Below are 18,296 nucleotides of genomic sequence, written 5' to 3'. Positions count from 1 at the left end.
AGACCTGCAGGCGACGCCTCAGGCGAGATGGACACCCATTACCAATCGGTTATAGCCGTCAATTTGGCAATATGAAAATTCGTCGAGAAGCTGGCGCATCAAGCGGATGCCGTGACCGCCCAGGGATGCGGTTTCAACCGAGGTGGCCAGCGGCGCAAGATCCGAAGACGACGGATCGAAGGCGACACCGTTGTCGCTGATCGTCAGCCACACCTTGCCTGCGGAGCGTTCATAGGCAACACGAATGAAAGGTTTGACCGATCGGTCGGCGGGAAAACCGTGATTGATGATGTTTGCAAGAGCCTCCTCGAGGCCGAGCTGCAGCTTGAAGAGCGGCCTTTCGGCCCAGCCGTCCCGGATTGCCAGATCTTCGATCCATGTCGAGGCGCGGCCGAGTTCCTCGATATCGACGGCAAGCCAGAGCTCGTCGTCCTTGCCCCTGGGAACACCAACCTCTTTTTCCGTCACCGGCAATTCCTCGACACCACTGGAAAATTTTGGAAAGAAGGACTTCACCCCACCGCCGGCTAGATCGATCACGCCATCATCCATCATAGGTCAGAATCTCCGTCGCGACACCGTGTACATCGGCCATACTTTGCCGGGGTCAAGGTTTGGGCGGCACGATATCGCCCAAGCTTGAACGGTTTACGGCAGGATCGCTGCTGACGACCTTCAGATGAAAACGCCGTAAATGCAGCATTAACAGGCGCCGCGGCGGGACGGCCTCAGCGGGAAAGCGGCGGCAGGCGACGCTTGACCGGCGAGGATTTGACGAGGGACGTATTGGTCTGCGCCCGTTCGGCGATCTTGTCGAGGACGCGGTCAAGTTCGCCGATGGAGCGCACCACCAGCCGCGCGATAAAACAATCGTCACCGGTGACCTTGTCGCATTCGATCACCTCTGGCGTTTCCTGGATCATCCGCTCGACACTGTGGAGATGGCCCGGCATCGGCCGCACCCGCACGATCGCCTGCAGCGGATAACCGATCGCCACCGGATCGACGGCGATGGTAAAACCTTCGACGACGCCACGCTCCTCCAGTCGCCGCAGACGCTCCGCAGCACTCGGCGACGACAGGCCGACAGCCTGCGCCAGTTCCTTCAGCGACATGCGGGCATTGTCCGAAAGCACGCCGAGAATGCGGCAGTCGATGCTATCGAGGGAGACATCTTCGTTAGGCATTTTTATAAATCTACCTTCGATGATTAGGTTTTTTTCCGAATTACCCACATTCAGAATAAGGAAAAACCGCATTCGCTGCAATATCCTTATCTCATCCGAAAAGGAGCGGTTGGGATGAGCAACGAAACACGGCGCGGCGTCCTGGAAATGAGTGCGGCGATGACAATCTCCGGCACGATCGGCTGGTTCGTCGTCACGTCGGGCGTACCGGTCATCGACGTGGTGTTCTGGCGATGCGCCATCGGAGCGCTCTGCCTGCTCATCGTCTGTGCCGTGCTCGGTTATCTGCGACCCGGCATCATCACCGGGCGGCAATTCGCGATTGCCGTGGCCGGCGGCGTGGCGATCGTTGCCAACTGGCTGCTGCTGTTCGCCGCCTATCCGCATGCCTCGATTGCTGTCGCCACTACCGTCTACAACACCCAGCCTTTCATGCTGCTGGGCCTCGGCACGCTTTTCTTCGGTGAAAAAATCACCCTGGCGCGGCTCGGCTGGCTGCTGCTGGCGTTTTTCGGCATGATCGCCATCGTCCAGGGCAAGGCGCAGGCGCCGGGCGAACAGGGATCCTATCTCACAGGCATCCTGCTGGCGCTGGGCGCCGCCCTCTTCTATGCGCTGGCCGTCATCGCCGCCAAATGGCTGAAAGGTGTTCCGCCGCACCTCATCGCCCTTATCCATGTGACGACAGGCACCGCGATGCTCGCCCCCTTTCTCGGTTTCGACGTCATGCCCTCAAGCAGCGATGTCTGGCCGCTTCTGATCACGCTCGGGATCGTCCACACCGGCCTGATGTATGTGTTGCTCTACGGCGCCATCCAGCGGCTTCCGACACACCTGACCGGTGCCCTCTCCTTCATCTATCCCATCGCCTCGATCCTCGTCGACCGCATCGCCTTCGGCCATCAGTTGCACCCCATGCAGATCGCCGGCGCCGCCGTCATCCTGTTTGCCGCCGCCGGCATCAATCTCGGCTGGACGGTTTTTCGAGGCGGCTCCGCCGTCGCCGGAACCACGGCGGGAAGCGCAAAAAAGTAACGGCCGTGTCCTAGCGCCATGTCTTGCTTGCCGGGCGGATTTCTGCAATGCGAAAGCCTCATTTCCGGAGACACGACATGACCTTCACCGCCCTGTTCGCCTATTGCGTCGCGCTGTTTATCGCCGCCGTCATTCCCGGCCCCGGCATCACCGCGCTTGTTGCGCGGGCGCTGGGTTCGGGTTTCAGGGAAACCTTGTTCATGGGCCTCGGCATCATCCTCGGCGACATGGTGTACCTGACGGCCGTCATTCTCGGCCTTGCCTTCGTCGCCCAGACCTTCACCGAGGCCTTCATCGTCATCAAGCTCGCCGGTGCGCTTTATCTCGTCTACATCGCTTGGAAACTCTGGACCGCCGGACTGCTGCCGCAGGATATTGCCGCAAAACGCTCCAGCAATCCGGCGCTGGCCTTTCTCTCCGGCCTGCTGATCACGCTCGGCAATCCGAAAAGCATGCTGTTCTACGTCGCCCTTGCGCCGACGCTGATCGATATCCGCAGCATCGGCCTGCAGGAATATGCCGTCCTCCTGACCGCCACCTTCTTTGTCCTGCTGGTCGTGCTGCTTCCCTACATGGCGCTTGCCTCTCGTGCCCGTGCGCTGCTCAAGCGGCCGCGCGGCCTTCAGGTGCTCAACCGCATGGCCGCCGCGATCCTTGCAGGCACGGCAACCTTCATCGCCGCCCGCGCTGCCTGAGACCGAAAAACCGGAAGACACGATGCGGGCCGGAGTCCGGCGCTGTCTCCCGATCGTTTTCCTTGCATTGTCGGGCGCTTGCGACAGCAAACCTCTGGCGGAACGGCGGAATTGATCCTACCTTGCCGCCAACCACGACGAACAGGGAGAAAACGATGTCTGAACCTCGCAAGCCCGGCCGCGGCCGGGTCTACGCCTCGATCACCGAAACCATTGGCGATACGCCGATCGTCCGGCTGGACAAGTTTGCCAAGGAGAAAGGCATCAAGGCCAATCTTCTCGCCAAGCTGGAATTCTTCAACCCGATCGCTTCGGTGAAGGACCGTATCGGCGTGGCGATGATCGAATCGCTGGAGGCCCAGGGCAAGATCACCCCCGGCAAGACGACGCTGATCGAGCCGACCTCGGGCAATACCGGCATCGCACTCGCTTTCGCCGCCGCCGCCAAGGGTTACCGGCTGATCCTCACCATGCCGGAAACCATGTCGGTCGAGCGCCGCAAGATGCTCGCCCTGCTCGGCGCCGAACTGGTGCTGACCGAGGGACCGAAGGGCATGAAGGGGGCGATCGCCAAGGCGGAGGAACTGGCCGCCGCCGATCCGGACGCACTCATCCCGCAACAATTCGAAAACCCGGCCAACCCGGAAATCCACCGCAAGACCACGGCAGAGGAAATCTGGAACGACACCCAGGGTTCGGTCGACTTCCTCGTCTCTGGCATCGGCACGGGCGGCACGATCACCGGCGCCGGGCAGGTGCTGAAGACAAAGAAGCCTTCTGTACAGGTCGTTGCCGTCGAGCCGGCCGACAGCCCGGTTCTCTCCGGCGGCAATCCCGGTCCACACAAGATCCAGGGCATCGGCGCCGGTTTTGCCCCAAAAGTCCTCGATACGACGATCTATGACGAGATCGTCAAGGTGAGCAACGACGAAGCCTTCGAAAATGCCCGGCTCGTCGCGCGGCTCGAAGGCGTGCCGGTCGGCATTTCTTCCGGCGCAGCGCTGGCAGCGGCGACCGTCATCGGCCAGCGCGAAGAAAATGCCGGCAAGACCATCGTCGTCATCATCCCCTCCTTCGCCGAGCGTTATCTTTCGACCGCGCTGTTCGAAGGCCTGGTCGGCTGATCCAGAATATCTTCCGGCGGTGTGGCGCTTCCGCGCCCTTCCGCCGGCAAGATGATGCCCCGCTTACGCTTACGCTTACGCTTACGCTGCCGCCGACAGCCGTTCGCCGGCGATGCGGTAAGAAATGGCTTCGGCCAGGTGGATGCGGCCGATGACCTCCTTGCCATCGAGATCGGCCAGCGTGCGCGCCACCTTCAGCACCCGATGATAACCACGGGCAGAAAATTTCAGCTTCTCCGCCGCGTCGCGCAGCAGCTGCAGCCCGGCCGCATCCGGCTCGGCCAGAACCTCGATCAGTGCTGTGGAGCAGCGGGCATTGGTGGAAATGGCAGCCACGCCGGCCGCCAGGAAACGTTCCCGCTGCATCTCCCGGGCGCGGGCGACGCGGGCGGCCACCGTGCTGCTCCTCTCCGCCGCCATCGGCCGGAGAAGGTCGGTCGCGGCCACCGCCGGCACATCGATGCGGATATCGATACGATCCATCAGCGGCCCGGAAATCCGCGCCTGGTAATCGCTCATGCAGCGCGGGCCGCGAGCGCAGGTGTGGCCGGGTTCGCCGGCCATGCCGCAGCGGCAGGGGTTCATTGCCGCCACCAGCTGGAAACCCGCCGGATAAGAAACCCTGTGGTTGGCACGGGCGATAAAACATTCGGCGGTTTCGAGCGGCTGGCGCAGCGCGTCCAGCACCTGCGGTGAAAACTCCGGAAACTCGTCGAGAAACAGCACGCCGTGATGGGCAAGCGAGGCCTCGCCCGGCCTGGCGCGTAAGCCGCCGCCGATCAGTGCCGCCATGGTGGCCGAATGGTGCGGCGCGCGATAAGGCCGCCGGTCGGAAAGTTTTCCACCCGGCAACTGGCCGGCGATCGAATGGATCATCGACACTTCGAGAAGTTCCGGCGCTGACAGCGGCGGCAGGATCGACGGCAGGCGTGCCGCCAGCATCGACTTGCCGGAGCCGGGCGGCCCGACCATCAACAGGTTATGCCCACCGGCTGCCGCCACCTCCAGCGCCCGTTTGGCGCTTTCCTGGCCCTTGATATCGGCAAGATCGGGCAGGTTGGTGGCATTGGCGCGAACCGCCGGTTCCGGCCGCGACAGCACCTGCGTACCGCGAAAATGGTTGGCAAGCGCGATCAGGCTGCGTGGCGCCAGAAGCTCGACGCCCTCGCCGGCCCAGGCCGCCTCAGCCCCGCTTTCGCTGGGGCAGATCAAGCCCTTGCCGACCGCGTTCGCTGCGATGGCAGCCGGCAAGGCACCGGCAACGGGCGCCAGCGTGCCGTCGAGATTGAGTTCGCCGATGACGACGTAACCCTGCAGCGCATCGCCGGGAATAGCGCCCAGCGCCGCCATCAGCCCGAGTGCGATCGGCAGGTCGAAATGCGACCCCTCCTTGGGAAGGTCGGCAGGCGCCAGGTTGACGGTAACCCGCTTGGGCGGCAAGGCAAGGCCGGAGGCGTGCAGCGCCGCCTGGACCCGCTCGCGGCTTTCCGCCACCGCCTTGTCCGGCAGGCCGACGATCTGCATGCCGATCTTGCCGGGCGCCAGCATGACCTGCACATCGACGGGCACGCCTTCGATACCGTGGAATGCAACCGTACTGACGCGTGCCACCATGTCTCCGCCCCTTTTGCAACTAAAAGACCCGGTTTTACAGCTTTAGCGGGCCTGTCGATACAATCTGGCATGGAAAATGGAATAAAACAAGAACATCAGAAGAACAATTTCCCGCACCTCGCGCATTGGAGTTGCGCGAGGTTGTATGAGCGGAACAAAGGAGCTGAAACGGCCGCGACTACGCCCGTTTGCTCTCGATGGCATCCCAGAGCAGGCTGGCGATATCGGCGCCACCGAACTTCTTGACCTCACGGATGCCGGTGGGCGAGGTGACGTTGATTTCGGTCATGTAGTCGCCGATGACATCGATGCCGACCAGCAGGAAACCGCGGGCTTTCAACGCCGGGCCGATGCGCTCGCAGATCTCCAGTTCGCGCGCCGTCAGTTCCGTCGCCTCGGCCCGGCCACCGACATGCATGTTGGACCGGCTGTCATGCTCGGCAGGAACACGGTTGATGGCGCCGACGGGCTTGCCATCCACCAGGATGATGCGCTTGTCGCCCTTGCGCACCGCCGGCAGGTACTGCTGGGCGATGAAGGGTTCGCGGAACATCTGGCCGAACATTTCCAGCAGCGAGGAAAAATTGCGGTCGTCGCGCGAGGAATGGAAGACGCCGGCGCCGCCGTTGCCGTAGAGCGGCTTGATGATGATGTCGCCCATCTCGGCGCGGAAGCGGGCGATCTCGCCGACATCACGGGTGATCAGCGTCTGCGGCATCAGGTCGGCAAATTCGGTGACGAAGATCTTTTCCGGCGAATTGCGCACCCAGGCCGGATCGTTGACCACCAGCGTCTTGGGATGGATGCGCTCCAGGAGATGTGTGGAGGTGATATAGGCCATGTCGAAGGGCGGGTCCTGGCGCAGCAGCACCACGTCCATGGTCGCAAGATCGACGCGTTCGGCCGGGCCGAGTTCGAAATGGTCGCCCTTGACGTCGCGCAGCACCATCGGCTCGACGCTGGCATAAACCTTGCCGTCGCGCAGGCTGAGGCGATCGGGGGTATAATGGAACAGCTTGTAGCCGCGCGCCTGCGCCTCGAGGCTCATGGCAAAGGTGGAATCGCCGGCAATGCTGATGCCGGATACATGGTCCATCTGGACCGCTACATTCTTGATCGTCGCCATGGGCTGCTCCCGTTCGATGCCGGCTTTATCTAGGATAGGCAGGGCATGAACGCAACGGGCGACGCATGCAGCACGTACAATCTTCCCGCAGGCTGGTTAGAATATTTCCGCTTTTCTCCGAACCGCGAAAAATCTCCAACCTTTTGTTTTTGCGCAATTCCGGCCGCAGAACCGCTGCGCACTTTTGCTGGAATTCCTTTAGCCGGCGAAACCCCTCGGCGGCTTGGAACGCAGGAAATTGGCGAGGCGATATGCCATCGCGACCGGCACCGGAAACGGTTTGCGGACGAAGGCAATCTTCTTGACGTAGTCGTCGACCCGCCAGGTCGCCCAGGTCCGACCGCTGAAATAGCCGATGTCGCCGGTCCGAAGGACACGCTCCGAACCGTCCTCGGTTGTCACGTGGACCTCGCCTTCGAGGATGACCACCGTTTCGTCCCAGTGAAAATACCAGCGGAAATGCCCGGCGGTGCAATCCCAGATCGCCGTCATCGCTGCCTCATCGGCGCTCCAGGAATGCTCGGCAATGCGCGCCTGCGGCTCACCTTCGATGATCCAGGAGGGTTCGATCGGGGACGGCTTCATTTCCATCCCCTCGACCGGGGCGGAGACGAGCGGCTGCACAGTGCCTGCCGACAGCGGCAGCGTCCGCACCGCCATTGCCGCGGCACTCGCCAGCATCAACTTCAAAACCATGATTCACCCCTGCATCAAACGACCCGTTGCCGCCAGTCTAGCGGCAAGGCGTAAGAAGTCGGTTCAAACGATCTGTCGTTTTTTAACGATCAATCGCCGAAAGTGCAACTACAGGCGTGCTACCTGCCTGAATCACAGCGTCAGACGTGCGGCTGCCGATCCGTTTTCCGGTCTCATTGGAGAAGAAGTGCAGTCGTTCGGGGGCGATCGCAAGGTTCATCACATCAGCCAGCTCGGTTTCCGGCGGCAGGGCAACGGTCAGCGGCTGGTCACCCAACGTGCCATGCACGAGCCGTTGCGACCCCAGTTCCTCGACGTAATCGACCCGAAGGGCAAACGATGCCTCCCCCTCTCGGGCGATCCGCAGATCTTCGGCACGCAGGCCGACCGTCAGCGGTCCGGAGGCGGGGGCGAAGCCGTTCAGCTCGAACACCGCCGGGCCGATCGCCAGCCGGTCACCATGAAGGTCGCCCTTCACCAGGTTCATGGCCGGCGAGCCGATGAAGCTGGCGACGAAGGTCGAGGCCGGGGTATGATAGACCTCCAGCGGCGCGCCGATCTGCTCGATCTGGCCGCCGTTCAGCACCACGAGGCGGTCGGCCAGCGTCATCGCCTCCAGCTGGTCGTGGGTGACGTAGATCGAGGTGGTGCCGAGGCGGCGCTGCAGCCGCTTGATCTCGCCGCGCATCGAAACACGCAGCTTGGCGTCGAGGTTCGACAGCGGTTCGTCGAAGAGGAAGGCGGCCGGCTTGCGGACGATGGCGCGGCCCATGGCGACACGCTGGCGCTGGCCGCCGGACAGTGCGCGCGGGCGGCGCTCCAGATAGGGTTCGAGCTGCAGCATGCGGGCCGCCTCCGCGACGCGTTCGGCGATCTCCGCCTTCGGCGTGCCGCGGTTCTTCAGGCCGTAGGCGAGGTTTTCGTAGACCGTCATATGCGGATAGAGCGCATAGTTCTGGAACACCATGGCGATGTCGCGGTCGGCAGGATCGACGTCGTTGACGACACGATTGCCGATGCGCACCGCGCCTTCCGAAATCGTCTCCAGCCCGGCAACCATGCGCAGCAGCGTGGATTTGCCGCAACCGGACGGGCCGACGAGCACGATGAATTCGCCGTCGGCAATGTTGATGTCCACCGAGCGGACGGCGGTCACGCCGCCGGTATAGATCTTCGAGACCTGGTTGATGTCGATCGTCGCCATCGGCGCGTTCCTTTACTTGTCGCTTTCGGTGAGGCCCTTGATGAACCAGCGCTGGAAGATCACCACGATCATCACCGGCGGCAGCATGGCGAGCACGGCGAGCGCGAAGGCCTCGTTGTAGTCAGGGATCTGCGAGCCGATCCAGACCTGCAGGATGGATTTGATGCCGCGCATCAGGGTGAAGAAGCTCTCGTCCGTCGTCATCAGCATCGGCCAGAGGTACTGGTTCCAGCCGTAGACGAACATGATGATGAAGATCGCCGCCATCATGGTGCGCGACAGCGGGATCAGCACGTCGATGAAAAACTTGAACGGGCCGGCGCCGTCGATGCGCGCCGCCTCCAAGAGTTCGTCCGGCACCGACTTGAAGAACTGCCGGAAATAGAAGGTGCCGGTGGCCGACGCCAGAAGCGGCACGATCAGGCCGGTATAGGTGTTGATCAGGCCGAGCTGGGTCATCACCTGGTAGGACGGCATGATGCGCACTTCGAGCGGCAGGAGCAGCGTCGTGAAGATGATCCAGAAGGCGAGGTTGGCCATGCGGAAGCGGAAATAGACGATGGCATAGGCAGCGAGCATCGACAGGATGATCTTTCCGAGCGCAAACCCGATGCCGAGGATGAAGGAATTCATCACCATGCGCGCACCGGTGACCTGGCCGGTGAAGCCGCCCTGACGGGTCAGCACCGTGGTGTAGGTCTCGGCAAAATGACCGCCCGGCGACAGCATCAAGCCCTCGCTGTGGATTTCCGCCGCGGTATGCGTCGATGTCATGAAGGCGACGATGACCGGCGTCATCAGGAAGAGAACGCCGCAGATCAGGATCAGATGGTCGAAGAACCGTGTCTTGTGCATGGCCGCGCTCCCTCAGGTGTAATGCACGCGCCGCTCGATGAAGCGAAACTGCAGGATGGTGAGCACGAAGACGACGACCATGAGGATGACCGACTGGGCCGACGACCCGCCGATGTCGTTGCCGCGGAAGCCGTCCATATAAACCTTGTAGACCAGCGTGATCGGGTTGTTGGCGGCCTTGTCCTTCACCATGACGTCGATGATGCCGAAGGTGTCGAACAGCGAATAGGTGATGTTGATCACCAGCAGGAAGAAGGCGGTCGGCGCCAAGAGCGGCAGCACCACCGTCCAGAAGCGTCGGAAGCTAGAGCGGCAATCGATGGCGGCGGCCTCGCGCACGGAGACGGGCACGCTCTGCAACCCCGACAGGAAGAAGATGAAATTGTAGGGGATCTGTTTCCAGACCGCGACGACCACCATGGCGAAGGCGGTGTCGAAATAGTTGAGCCCGACCTTCATGTCCCAGCCGAAGAAAGCGGCGATCTTGACGAAGGGGCCGATATGCTGGTCGAAGAACATCATGCCGATCAAGCCGGCGACCGGCGGGGCGATGGCATAGACGGAGATCAAAAGCGTCTTGTAGGTGGCATTGCCGCGAATGACCGCATCGGCCTTGACGGCAAGCAACAGGCCAAGCGACAGCGAAAAGAAGGTGACGAGGCCGGTGAACACCACGGTGAAGCGGGCGATCTTGCCGTATTCGGCGCTGGCGAAGGCATCGGCATAATTGCTGAGACCGACGAAGGTCGAGCCAAAACCGAAGGGATCTTCCAGATAGAAGGACGACTGGATCGCCTGCACCGACGGCCAGTAGAAAAAGATGAAAATGACGGCGAGCTGCGGCGCCAGGAAGACGTAGGGCAGATAGGGCGACGAAAATTGCACGCGCTTCATGGTTGAGCCTTCAAAAAACGGTTCCGGAAGCGAGACGCCTCCGGAACCCTTGATTTTCAGAGGTTTGGAATTCAGCCGGCCGTCTTGGCGAAGCGGGCGAGAAGTTCGTTGCCTTCCTTCTCGATCGTCTCGAAGGCTTCCTTGACGGTGGTTTCACCGGCGAAGATGCGGCCGTATTCGCGTTCCATGATTTCGCGGATCTGCGGGTAGAAGCCGAGGCGGTAACCCTTCGACCATTCGCCCGACGGCAGCATCAGCTGCTTGATGCCGACTTCGGCAGCCGGCTTCTCGTTGTAGTAGCCTTCAGCCTTGGCAAGTTCGTAAGCAGCCTTGGTGATGGCGACGTAGCCGGTGGCCTGGTGGTAGAACTTCTGCACATCCGGCGAGGTCAGGAACTGGAAGAAGTCGGCGACGCACTTGTTTTCCTCGTCGGACTTGCCAGCCATGGCGAACAGGGCAGCACCACCGATGAAGGTATTGGTGCCGGCGCCCTTGATCGAACCCCAGTAGGGCAGGAAGGTTGCCGAGAACGGCATCTGGGCAGTCTTCTGCAGGCCACCGAAGGAGCCCGAAGAACCGATCCACAGCGCGACCTTGTTTTCTTCGAACGGCTTCTGGTTGTCGGACCAGCCGGCGCCGTAATAGGCGAAGTAGCCGTTGTCCGACCAGGACTTCAGCTTGTCGAACATCATGACGAGGTTCGGGTCGGTGAGGTGCATCTTGGTGTCGACGACACTGTCGTAACCGTTGTTGTTCGAAGCGAACTGGATGTTGTTGCGCGAGAAGAAGTTCTCGGTGAATTCCCAGGTCAGCTGCGACTGGACGAGCGGGATGAAGCCGGCTTCCTTGAGCTTCGGAGCGATGGCTTCGAACTCTTCCCAGGTCGAAGGTGCTTCGACGCCGGCCTTCTTCAGGGCTTCGTCGTTGATGTACATGATCGGCGCCGAAGAATTGAACGGCATGCCGACGAACTTGCCGTCAGCGGCAGCGTAGAAATACTTCACGCCTTCGATGAAAGCGTCGCGGTCGAAGGTGTAGCCGGCCTTGGTGATCAGGTCTTCGGCCGGGATGACAGCGCCCTTGGCGTTGATGATCGTCGCCGCACCGGCGTCGAAAACCTGCAGGATGTTCGGCTGTTCGCCCGAACGGAAAGCGGCGATGCCGGCGGCGAGCGCCTCTTCGTAGGTGCCCTTGGAAACCGGGGTCAGCGCGCAGGTGGTCTGGGCAGCGTTGAACTTCTGAGCGACTTCGTTGATCACTTCGCCGTTGCGGCCGCCCATGCCGTGCCACCAGGTGATGTTGGTTGCGGCAAACGACGACGTGGCCGTGAAGGTGACTGCGAGTGCAGCCATCGAGATGTTCTTGATCATGGAAAAATCCTCTCCGCCATTGGTTGGGGTGAGGAGACGCAATAGTGAGGGCGTGTGACGACGCGTTGATGCTTTTATGTCAGTTGAGTTACATTTGCCGTCACATCGAGGAGGTCAGAAGGCGTCGCGAAAATGGCGCGGCCAGCGGCCCGGCAGCACGGCGACGATGTCGTATCGCTGCGACAGACTGGCGGCATCGGCCTGGCGGGAAAGCCAGATATCCGAGGCGGCACGGATCCGTTGCTGGGCGGCAAAACTGACGGCATCGACGGCCAGCCCCTCCTCGCGTCGCGCCTTGACCTCGACGAAAACGGCGACATCGCCGCGCCGGGCGATGATGTCCACCTCGCCTGCCCTGGTGCGGTAACGAAGGGCAACGATGCGATAACCCTTCAGCAGAAGATAGGCAGCGGCAATATACTCGCTCGTGCGGCCGCGACGTTCCGCCTTTTTGCGTTTTTTGCCGAGGGGATCAGCGGCCATCCTTCATGTCCAGAAGACGCTGGTACAGGTCCTTGCGCGGCAGGCCGGTGATCCGGGCCGCTTCGGTTGCTGCCTTGCCCGCCGGCCGGTCGGCGACGAGCGACACGAGCAAGGCATCGACATCCGCCACCTCGGGTGCGGCTGCCGGCGGCGGCGGGCCGACGACCAGCACGATCTCGCCCTTCACCGTCCTTTCGGCATAATCCTCGGCAAGCGAGGACAGCGTGCCACGATTGAACTCCTCGAATGTCTTGGTGAGCTCACGGCAGACGGCGGCCGGGCGTTGCCCGCCCAGAACATCGGCAGCGGCGACAAGCGTGGCGCCGATGCGGTGTGGCGATTCGAAAAAAATCAGCGTGGCTGGGGCGTCCACGAGTTCGGCGAGCCGATCCCGCCGCGCCTTGTCCTTGCTCGGCAGAAAACCGGCAAACAGGAAGGCGTCGTTGGGCAGGCCGGAGCCGACCAATGCCGCCAGCGGCGCCGAGGCGCCCGGGATCGGCACGACGCGGTGGCCGGCATCGATCGCCAGTTGCGCCAGGCGGTAGCCGGGATCGGAGACCAGCGGCGTGCCGGCATCCGAGACCAGCGCCACCGAACGGCCGCCGCCAAGGGCTGCCAGAAGCCGCGGCCCAGCCTCGTCGGCATTGTGCTCGTGATAGGCGTAGGGCTTGTTGCGGATGCCGTAGCGGTCGAGCAGCACGCGCGTCACCCGCGTGTCCTCGCAGGCCAGCACATCTGCGCCGGCCAGCGTTTCCAGCGCCCGCAAGGTGATGTCGCCGAGATTGCCGATCGGGGTGGCGACGAGGTAGAGCGCCGGCTCGATCGGCCGGGCCGGCACGGCGACATTGTTCAGCCTGTAGCTGCGCGCCGCATCGGTCGGCCCATCGAATTCGTCTGCCACGCGTCTTTCTTTCGTCCATGATACGGTAAAGCGTCTTTATGGGGGAGGCCGACGCCTGCTGCAAGGCGGTTTCTCATGTGGATCAGCGTGCAAATGCCGGTTTTGACACGTTGCAGTGCCGCATGGCCCTTGCATTTTCAGCTAAAACTCTGCCATTTTGCCCGTCCACATGATCCGGCCTGCAGCCGGAGGATACATCTGCGTGCGATCGGCTCCAGCCGGTACGCACTGGTCGAAAGCGGTAGCATCTCATGCGTATTACTCTTGAGCGGTCCAATCTCCTGAAATCGCTGAACCACGTCCACCGCGTGGTCGAACGTCGCAACACGATCCCGATCCTGTCGAACGTGCTGCTGCGCGCCGACGGCACCGCACTTGCCATGAAGGCCACCGACCTCGACCTCGAGATCACCGAAGAAACCCCCGCCAATGTCGAGCAGGCGGGCGCCACCACCGTGCCGGCGCACCTGCTCTACGACATCGTCCGCAAGCTGCCGGATGGCGCCGAAGTATTCCTCGCCACCACGCCCGACGGCGGCACGATGACAATCGCCTCCGGCCGCTCGAAGTTTTCGCTGCAATGCCTGCCGGAAGCCGATTTCCCGGATCTCACCGCCGGCACGTTCAGCCACACGTTCAAGCTGGCCGCCTCCGACCTGAAGATGCTGATCGACCGGACGCAGTTCGCCATCTCGACGGAAGAGACGCGCTATTACCTCAACGGCATCTTCTTCCACACCATCGAAGCGCAGGGCGACCTGAAGCTGCGCGCCGTCGCCACTGACGGCCACCGCCTGGCACGCGCCGACATCAAGGCGCCGTCCGGCTCGGAAGGCATGCCCGGCATCATCATTCCGCGCAAGACCGTCGGCGAACTGCAGAAGCTGGTCGACAATCCGGAAGCGACCGTCACCATCGAGGTATCGGATGCCAAGATCCGCCTGTCGATCGGTTCGATCGTCATGACCTCGAAGCTGATCGACGGCACGTTCCCCGATTACCAGCGCGTCATCCCGACCGGCAACGACAAGGAAATGCGCGTCGATTGCCAGACGTTTGCCCAGGCCGTCGACCGCGTCTCGACGATTTCGTCCGAGCGCGGCCGTGCCGTGAAGCTGGCGCTGACCGATGGCCAGTTGCTGCTCACCGTCAACAATCCGGATTCCGGCAGCGCCACCGACGAACTCGCCGTCTCCTATGAGAGCGATGCGATGGAAATCGGCTTCAACGCCAAGTACCTGCTGGATATTACCGCCCAGCTTTCCGGCACGGACGCCGTCTTCCTGCTGGCCGATGCCGGTTCGCCGACGCTGATCCGCGATACGGCCGGCGATGACGCGCTTTATGTGCTGATGCCGATGCGCGTGTAGTTCGCCGGCGAACACCACACCGACACTTCCCATTTTCTCGTGACGGCCGCATCGGATATCCGGTGCGGCCGAACCGTTTCCTGCGATGTCGTGTCGGCTTTGGCACCGCAATGGCAAATGCCCCGGTGCATAAATTAACGATCCTGCCAACAACGGCTGCAATCCGACTTGTTTTTGCCGCAGATCCGAACAATCTAAACGACAGGTTAAGAACCGGAACGATTGGGTAGGGACAACATGACGTTGCGCGTGAAGGTGAAGGAACACATAAGTCGGAAATTCGACAACGAAATCCGCTTCTTCCGCGGCTGGATGACCGGCCCCCGTTCCGTCGGCGCCATCATGCCGACCTCCGGCCGCATGGCGCGGCGCATGGCGAGCCTCATCGATACCGACTCCGGCCTGCCGGTCCTGGAACTCGGCCCCGGCACCGGCGTGATCACCAAGGCGATCCTCGAGCGCGGCGTGCCGGCGGACCAGGTCGTCTCGGTCGAATATTCCACCGATTTCTACCAGCACCTGAAAAAGAGCTATGAAGGCGTCAACTTCATCAATGGCGATGCCTTCAACCTCAAGGATACGCTCGGGACCTTGCGCGACCAGACCTTCGATTGCGTCATTTCCGGCATCCCGCTTCTGAATTTCCCGATGCATATGCGGGTGTCGCTGCTCGAAGACCTGCTCGACCGCATGCCGCCCGGCAGGCCGGTGGTGCAGTTCTCCTATGGGCCGGTTTCGCCGATCATCGCCCAGCCCGACCGCTACCACATCAAACATTTCGATTTCATCGTCCGCAACATTCCGCCGGCGCAGATCTGGACCTACACCCGTGGCGGCGAGGCAGCGCATCGCAAACCATGTACGCGCTGTATCTGACCCATCCGCAGGTGCGGATCGATCCCGACGTGCCGGTGCCGGCCTGGGGATTGTCTGAGACCGGCGTTTTGCGCACACGGCGGACCGCCAAGGCGCCATGGGTCGCCGGCCTGAAACGCATCGTCAGCAGCGACGAAACCAAGGCGGTTGAAACGGCTGGCATCCTGGCGGAGGCAGCCGGCATCGATGTGGAAATCGTTGCCGGCATGCATGAAAACGACCGTTCCGCCACCGGCTTCCTGCCGCCGCCGGAGTTCGAAGCGGCTGCCAATCAGTTCTTTGCCTATCCGGACGACAGTTTTCGCGGCTGGGAGCGGGCGCGTGACGCCCAGGCCCGCATCGTTGCCGCCGTGGAAGCCATTCTGGAAAATCACGATCCGGCCGCGCCCATTGCCTTCATCGGGCATGGAGGTGTCGGCACGTTGCTGAAATGCCGCCTCTCGAGCCAACCGATCGGCCGTGAGGCCGACCAGCCCGCCGGTGGCGGCAATCTTTTTGCCTTCGACCTTGCCTCGCGGCGCATCTCGTGCGACTGGACGCCCATGGAAAACTGGCAGGGATGGCAAACAGATGATCGCACGTGACCGTTTGATCGTCGGCCTCGACGTGCCCACCGTTCAGGAAGCCGAACGGCTGGTGGCGACGCTTGGCGACGACGTGCTTTTCTACAAGATCGGCTACCAGCTCGCATTCGCCGGCGGATTGGAATTCGCCCGCGACATCGCCCGGGACGGCAAGAAGGTCTTCCTCGACATGAAGCTGCTCGATATCGACAACACCGTTGCATCGGGTGTCGAGAACATCGCCAAGATGGGCATGTCGATGCTGACGCTGCATGCCTACCCCAAGGCGATGCGTGCCGCCGTCGAGGCTGCGAAGGGCTCCGGCCTCTGCCTGCTCGGCGTCACCGTGCTGACCTCGATGGACGAGCAGGATCTGACGGACGCCGGTTACGAATACGATCCGCACACGCTGGTGCTGCGCCGCGCCGAACAGGCGCGCCTCGCCGGCATGGGCGGCATCGTCTGCTCGGCGGAAGAATCGAAGGCGGTGCGTGCCGTGATCGGCCCGGACATGGCGCTGGTGACACCCGGCATCCGCCCGGCTGGCGCCGACAAGGGCGATCAGAAGCGGGTGATGACGCCCGCCGACGCAATCCGCGCCGGCTCCAGCCATCTCGTCGTTGCCCGGCCGATCGTCAAGGCGGCAGAGCCGCTTGCGGCGGCCCGCGCCATTCTCGCCGAGATGACGGACGCATTATAAAAAGAAGCAATCGGAGGAAACAGCATGGCAAAAGGTTACTGGATCGCCCGCGTCGATATTCATGATCCCGAGCGCTACAAGGATTATGTCAGCGCCGCCAAGGTGGCCTTTGAGAAATACGGAGCGAACTTCCTGGCCCGCGGCGGCGCCTATACCGAGCTGGAAGGCCCAGCGCGCATGCGCAACGTGGTGATCGAGTTTCCGTCCATGCAGCAGGCGGTCGATTGCTACAATTCGCCGGAATACCAGATCGCCGCCAAGATCCGCCAGGAAGTGGCGACGGCGGAAATGGTGGTCGTCGAAGGCATCTGAACCGCAGGCTTCCTTTCGCAACTGCGGCGTGATGGCTCTTCACCTTGCCGGGCGATTGGGCTAAGGAGAAATCCACAGCCACAATACGCTTTGCCCTTCAAGGAGCCAGACCATGACCTTGTCCAACCTTCCGCCGCTCGTCACCGTGTTCGGAGGATCGGGTTTCGTCGGGCGGAGCATCGTGCGGGCGCTGGCCAAGCGCGGTTATCGCATCCGCGTCGCCGTGCGCCGTCCCGATCTCGCCGGCTTCCTGCAGCCGATGGGCAATGTCGGCCAGATCTCCTTCGTTCAGGCCAACCTGCGTTATCGCGCCTCTGTGGATGCCGCTGTCGCCGATGCCGACCATGTGGTCAACTGCGTCGGCCTGCTGTTCGAAACCGGCCGCAACACGTTTGACGCCGTGCAGGATTTTGGCGCCCGCGCCGTGGCCGAAGCGGCTCGCGCCCGCGGCGCGTCGCTGACCCACATTTCCGCCATCGGCGCCGACGCCAAGTCGGAATCGGCCTATGCCCGCTCCAAGGGCCGCGCCGAAGCAGCGATCCTGTCGGTCAAGCCGGATGCGGTCATTCTGCGCCCGTCGATCGTTTTCGGCCAGGACGACGGCTTCTTCAACAAATTCGCCCGTATGGCGCAGACCATGCCGGTCCTGCCGCTGATCGGCGGCGGCAAGACCAAGTTCCAGCCCGTCTTCGTCGAGGACGTGGCGGAAGCGGCGGCCCGCGCCGTCGACGGCAAGCTTGCGCCCGGCGCGACCTATGAGCTGGGCGGCACCAACGTGATGTCGTTCAAGCAATGCCTGGAAACCATTTTGCGCGTTGTCGATCGCAAGCGCAGCTTCGTGCCGCTGCCATTCGGCGTGGCGTCCTTGATCGGCAGCCTCTGTTCGCTGGTGCCGTTCATTGCCCCGCCGCTCACCTCCGACCAGGTGACGCTCTTGAAGAGTGACAACGTCGTCTCCAAGGCCGCGACCGACGAGGGCCGTACCCTTTCGGGCATCGGCATCACGCCCGCCATGCTCGATCGCGTTCTGCCGTCCTATCTGGTGCAGTACCGTCCGGCCGGCCAGTTCACCAATTCCGGCAGCGCCGCCTGACATTCATCAAAACTGTCATTCGTCAAAATCGTGATTCGATTGCACCCGCCTCGTTCCCACGAGGCGGGTTATTTATTTCAGGCAAAAAATATCTCAGGAACGGCGTTTTCCGGCCCGTTTATGGAACCCGGCGAGCCCTCAAGAGTTGCACAAATACCGCACCCGAGGAATCGTATCGTTAACCTCGAGTTCAGCAAG

At 62.4% G+C, this 18,296-nt stretch carries 20 protein-coding genes; 9 read left to right on the top strand and 11 right to left on the bottom strand.

What is annotated here, in order from left to right:
• Positions 1-18 precede the first annotated feature (18 nt).
• Both ACSQ3I_RS00830 and ACSQ3I_RS00825 read right to left on the bottom strand, forming a co-directional pair.
• Positions 19-555, bottom strand: coding sequence for an ATP-binding protein (locus tag ACSQ3I_RS00830; RefSeq protein ID WP_435995381.1), 537 nt, complete (start codon positions 553-555; stop codon positions 19-21).
• Between the two features lie 173 nt (positions 556-728).
• Positions 729-1,187 (bottom strand): Lrp/AsnC family transcriptional regulator, encoded by a 459-nt coding sequence (locus ACSQ3I_RS00825; protein WP_435995379.1) that lies wholly within the window; start codon positions 1,185-1,187, stop codon positions 729-731.
• 114 nt (positions 1,188-1,301) lie between these two features.
• Between ACSQ3I_RS00825 and ACSQ3I_RS00820 the strand changes: the two genes are divergently transcribed.
• The 3 genes from ACSQ3I_RS00820 (at position 1,302) to cysK (ending at position 4,041) form a co-directional block, all read left to right on the top strand.
• Positions 1,302-2,222 carry a DMT family transporter gene (locus tag ACSQ3I_RS00820; protein ID WP_435995377.1) on the top strand — a complete coding sequence of 307 codons (921 nt, stop codon included), beginning with the start codon at positions 1,302-1,304 and terminating at the stop codon, positions 2,220-2,222.
• Positions 2,223-2,299: 77 nt separating this feature from the next.
• A complete protein-coding gene (locus ACSQ3I_RS00815; RefSeq protein ID WP_435995375.1) occupies positions 2,300-2,917 on the top strand; it encodes a LysE family translocator in 618 nt (205 codons plus the stop codon).
• Positions 2,918-3,072: 155 nt separating this feature from the next.
• Positions 3,073-4,041, top strand: coding sequence for a cysteine synthase A (gene cysK, locus ACSQ3I_RS00810; protein ID WP_435995373.1), 969 nt, complete (start codon positions 3,073-3,075; stop codon positions 4,039-4,041).
• An 81-nt stretch (positions 4,042-4,122) separates the two neighbouring features.
• On the opposite strand, the gene ACSQ3I_RS00805 is transcribed toward cysK, so the two are convergent.
• From ACSQ3I_RS00805 to rsmI, 9 genes are all read right to left on the bottom strand, one after another.
• The gene (locus ACSQ3I_RS00805; protein ID WP_435995371.1) at positions 4,123-5,655 is read right to left on the bottom strand and encodes a YifB family Mg chelatase-like AAA ATPase; all 1,533 of its coding nucleotides are present in this window, start codon (positions 5,653-5,655) and stop codon (positions 4,123-4,125) included.
• 178 nt (positions 5,656-5,833) lie between these two features.
• Complete coding sequence (gene gshB / locus ACSQ3I_RS00800) at positions 5,834-6,781, bottom strand: glutathione synthase (protein WP_435995369.1); 948 nt, start codon at positions 6,779-6,781, stop codon at positions 5,834-5,836.
• Between the two features lie 198 nt (positions 6,782-6,979).
• Positions 6,980-7,477: a cupin domain-containing protein gene (locus ACSQ3I_RS00795; protein ID WP_435995367.1), complete on the bottom strand. Its 498-nt coding sequence runs from the start codon at positions 7,475-7,477 to the stop codon at positions 6,980-6,982.
• An 82-nt stretch (positions 7,478-7,559) separates the two neighbouring features.
• A complete protein-coding gene (locus ACSQ3I_RS00790) occupies positions 7,560-8,681 on the bottom strand; it encodes a sn-glycerol-3-phosphate import ATP-binding protein UgpC (RefSeq protein WP_435995365.1) in 1,122 nt (373 codons plus the stop codon).
• A gap of 12 nt (positions 8,682-8,693) precedes the next feature.
• Complete coding sequence (ugpE, locus tag ACSQ3I_RS00785) at positions 8,694-9,536, bottom strand: sn-glycerol-3-phosphate ABC transporter permease UgpE (RefSeq protein WP_435995363.1); 843 nt, start codon at positions 9,534-9,536, stop codon at positions 8,694-8,696.
• Between the two features lie 12 nt (positions 9,537-9,548).
• On the bottom strand, positions 9,549-10,430 hold the full coding sequence (locus tag ACSQ3I_RS00780) for an ABC transporter permease subunit (protein WP_435995361.1): 882 nt from the start codon (positions 10,428-10,430) through the stop codon (positions 9,549-9,551).
• Positions 10,431-10,501: 71 nt separating this feature from the next.
• Complete coding sequence (locus ACSQ3I_RS00775) at positions 10,502-11,800, bottom strand: extracellular solute-binding protein (protein WP_435995359.1); 1,299 nt, start codon at positions 11,798-11,800, stop codon at positions 10,502-10,504.
• 114 nt (positions 11,801-11,914) lie between these two features.
• Positions 11,915-12,283: a YraN family protein gene (locus tag ACSQ3I_RS00770; RefSeq protein WP_435995357.1), complete on the bottom strand. Its 369-nt coding sequence runs from the start codon at positions 12,281-12,283 to the stop codon at positions 11,915-11,917.
• Positions 12,273-13,184 (bottom strand): 16S rRNA (cytidine(1402)-2'-O)-methyltransferase, encoded by a 912-nt coding sequence (gene rsmI / locus ACSQ3I_RS00765; protein WP_435995355.1) that lies wholly within the window; start codon positions 13,182-13,184, stop codon positions 12,273-12,275. Before rsmI ends, ACSQ3I_RS00770 begins: the two co-directional genes overlap by 11 nt.
• A 251-nt stretch (positions 13,185-13,435) precedes the next feature.
• Here rsmI and dnaN point away from each other — a divergent pair, with 251 nt between their 5' ends.
• From dnaN to ACSQ3I_RS00735, 6 genes are all read left to right on the top strand, one after another.
• Positions 13,436-14,554, top strand: a complete 1,119-nt coding sequence (gene dnaN, locus ACSQ3I_RS00760) for a DNA polymerase III subunit beta (protein ID WP_435995353.1) — start codon at positions 13,436-13,438, stop codon at positions 14,552-14,554.
• Positions 14,555-14,791: 237 nt separating this feature from the next.
• A complete protein-coding gene (gene pmtA / locus ACSQ3I_RS00755; protein WP_435995351.1) occupies positions 14,792-15,430 on the top strand; it encodes a phospholipid N-methyltransferase PmtA in 639 nt (212 codons plus the stop codon).
• On the top strand, positions 15,412-16,014 hold the full coding sequence (locus ACSQ3I_RS00750) for a histidine phosphatase family protein (RefSeq protein ID WP_435995349.1): 603 nt from the start codon (positions 15,412-15,414) through the stop codon (positions 16,012-16,014). Before pmtA ends, ACSQ3I_RS00750 begins: the two co-directional genes overlap by 19 nt.
• The gene (gene pyrF / locus ACSQ3I_RS00745; RefSeq protein WP_435995347.1) at positions 16,001-16,693 is read left to right on the top strand and encodes an orotidine-5'-phosphate decarboxylase; all 693 of its coding nucleotides are present in this window, start codon (positions 16,001-16,003) and stop codon (positions 16,691-16,693) included. The genes ACSQ3I_RS00750 and pyrF overlap by 14 nt, the downstream gene beginning before the upstream one ends.
• Positions 16,694-16,717: 24 nt before the next feature.
• Positions 16,718-17,005: a DUF1330 domain-containing protein gene (locus ACSQ3I_RS00740; RefSeq protein WP_435995345.1), complete on the top strand. Its 288-nt coding sequence runs from the start codon at positions 16,718-16,720 to the stop codon at positions 17,003-17,005.
• 112 nt (positions 17,006-17,117) lie between these two features.
• On the top strand, positions 17,118-18,098 hold the full coding sequence (locus ACSQ3I_RS00735) for a complex I NDUFA9 subunit family protein (protein WP_435995343.1): 981 nt from the start codon (positions 17,118-17,120) through the stop codon (positions 18,096-18,098).
• Positions 18,099-18,296: the final 198 nt, after the last annotated feature.

It is taken from the genome of Rhizobium sp. LjRoot30 (assembly GCF_964253915.1).
Lineage (GTDB): Bacteria > Pseudomonadota > Alphaproteobacteria > Rhizobiales > Rhizobiaceae > Metarhizobium.
The sequence above is the reverse complement of the archived record's forward strand: the minus strand, read 5'-3'. Positions and strand labels throughout refer to the sequence as shown.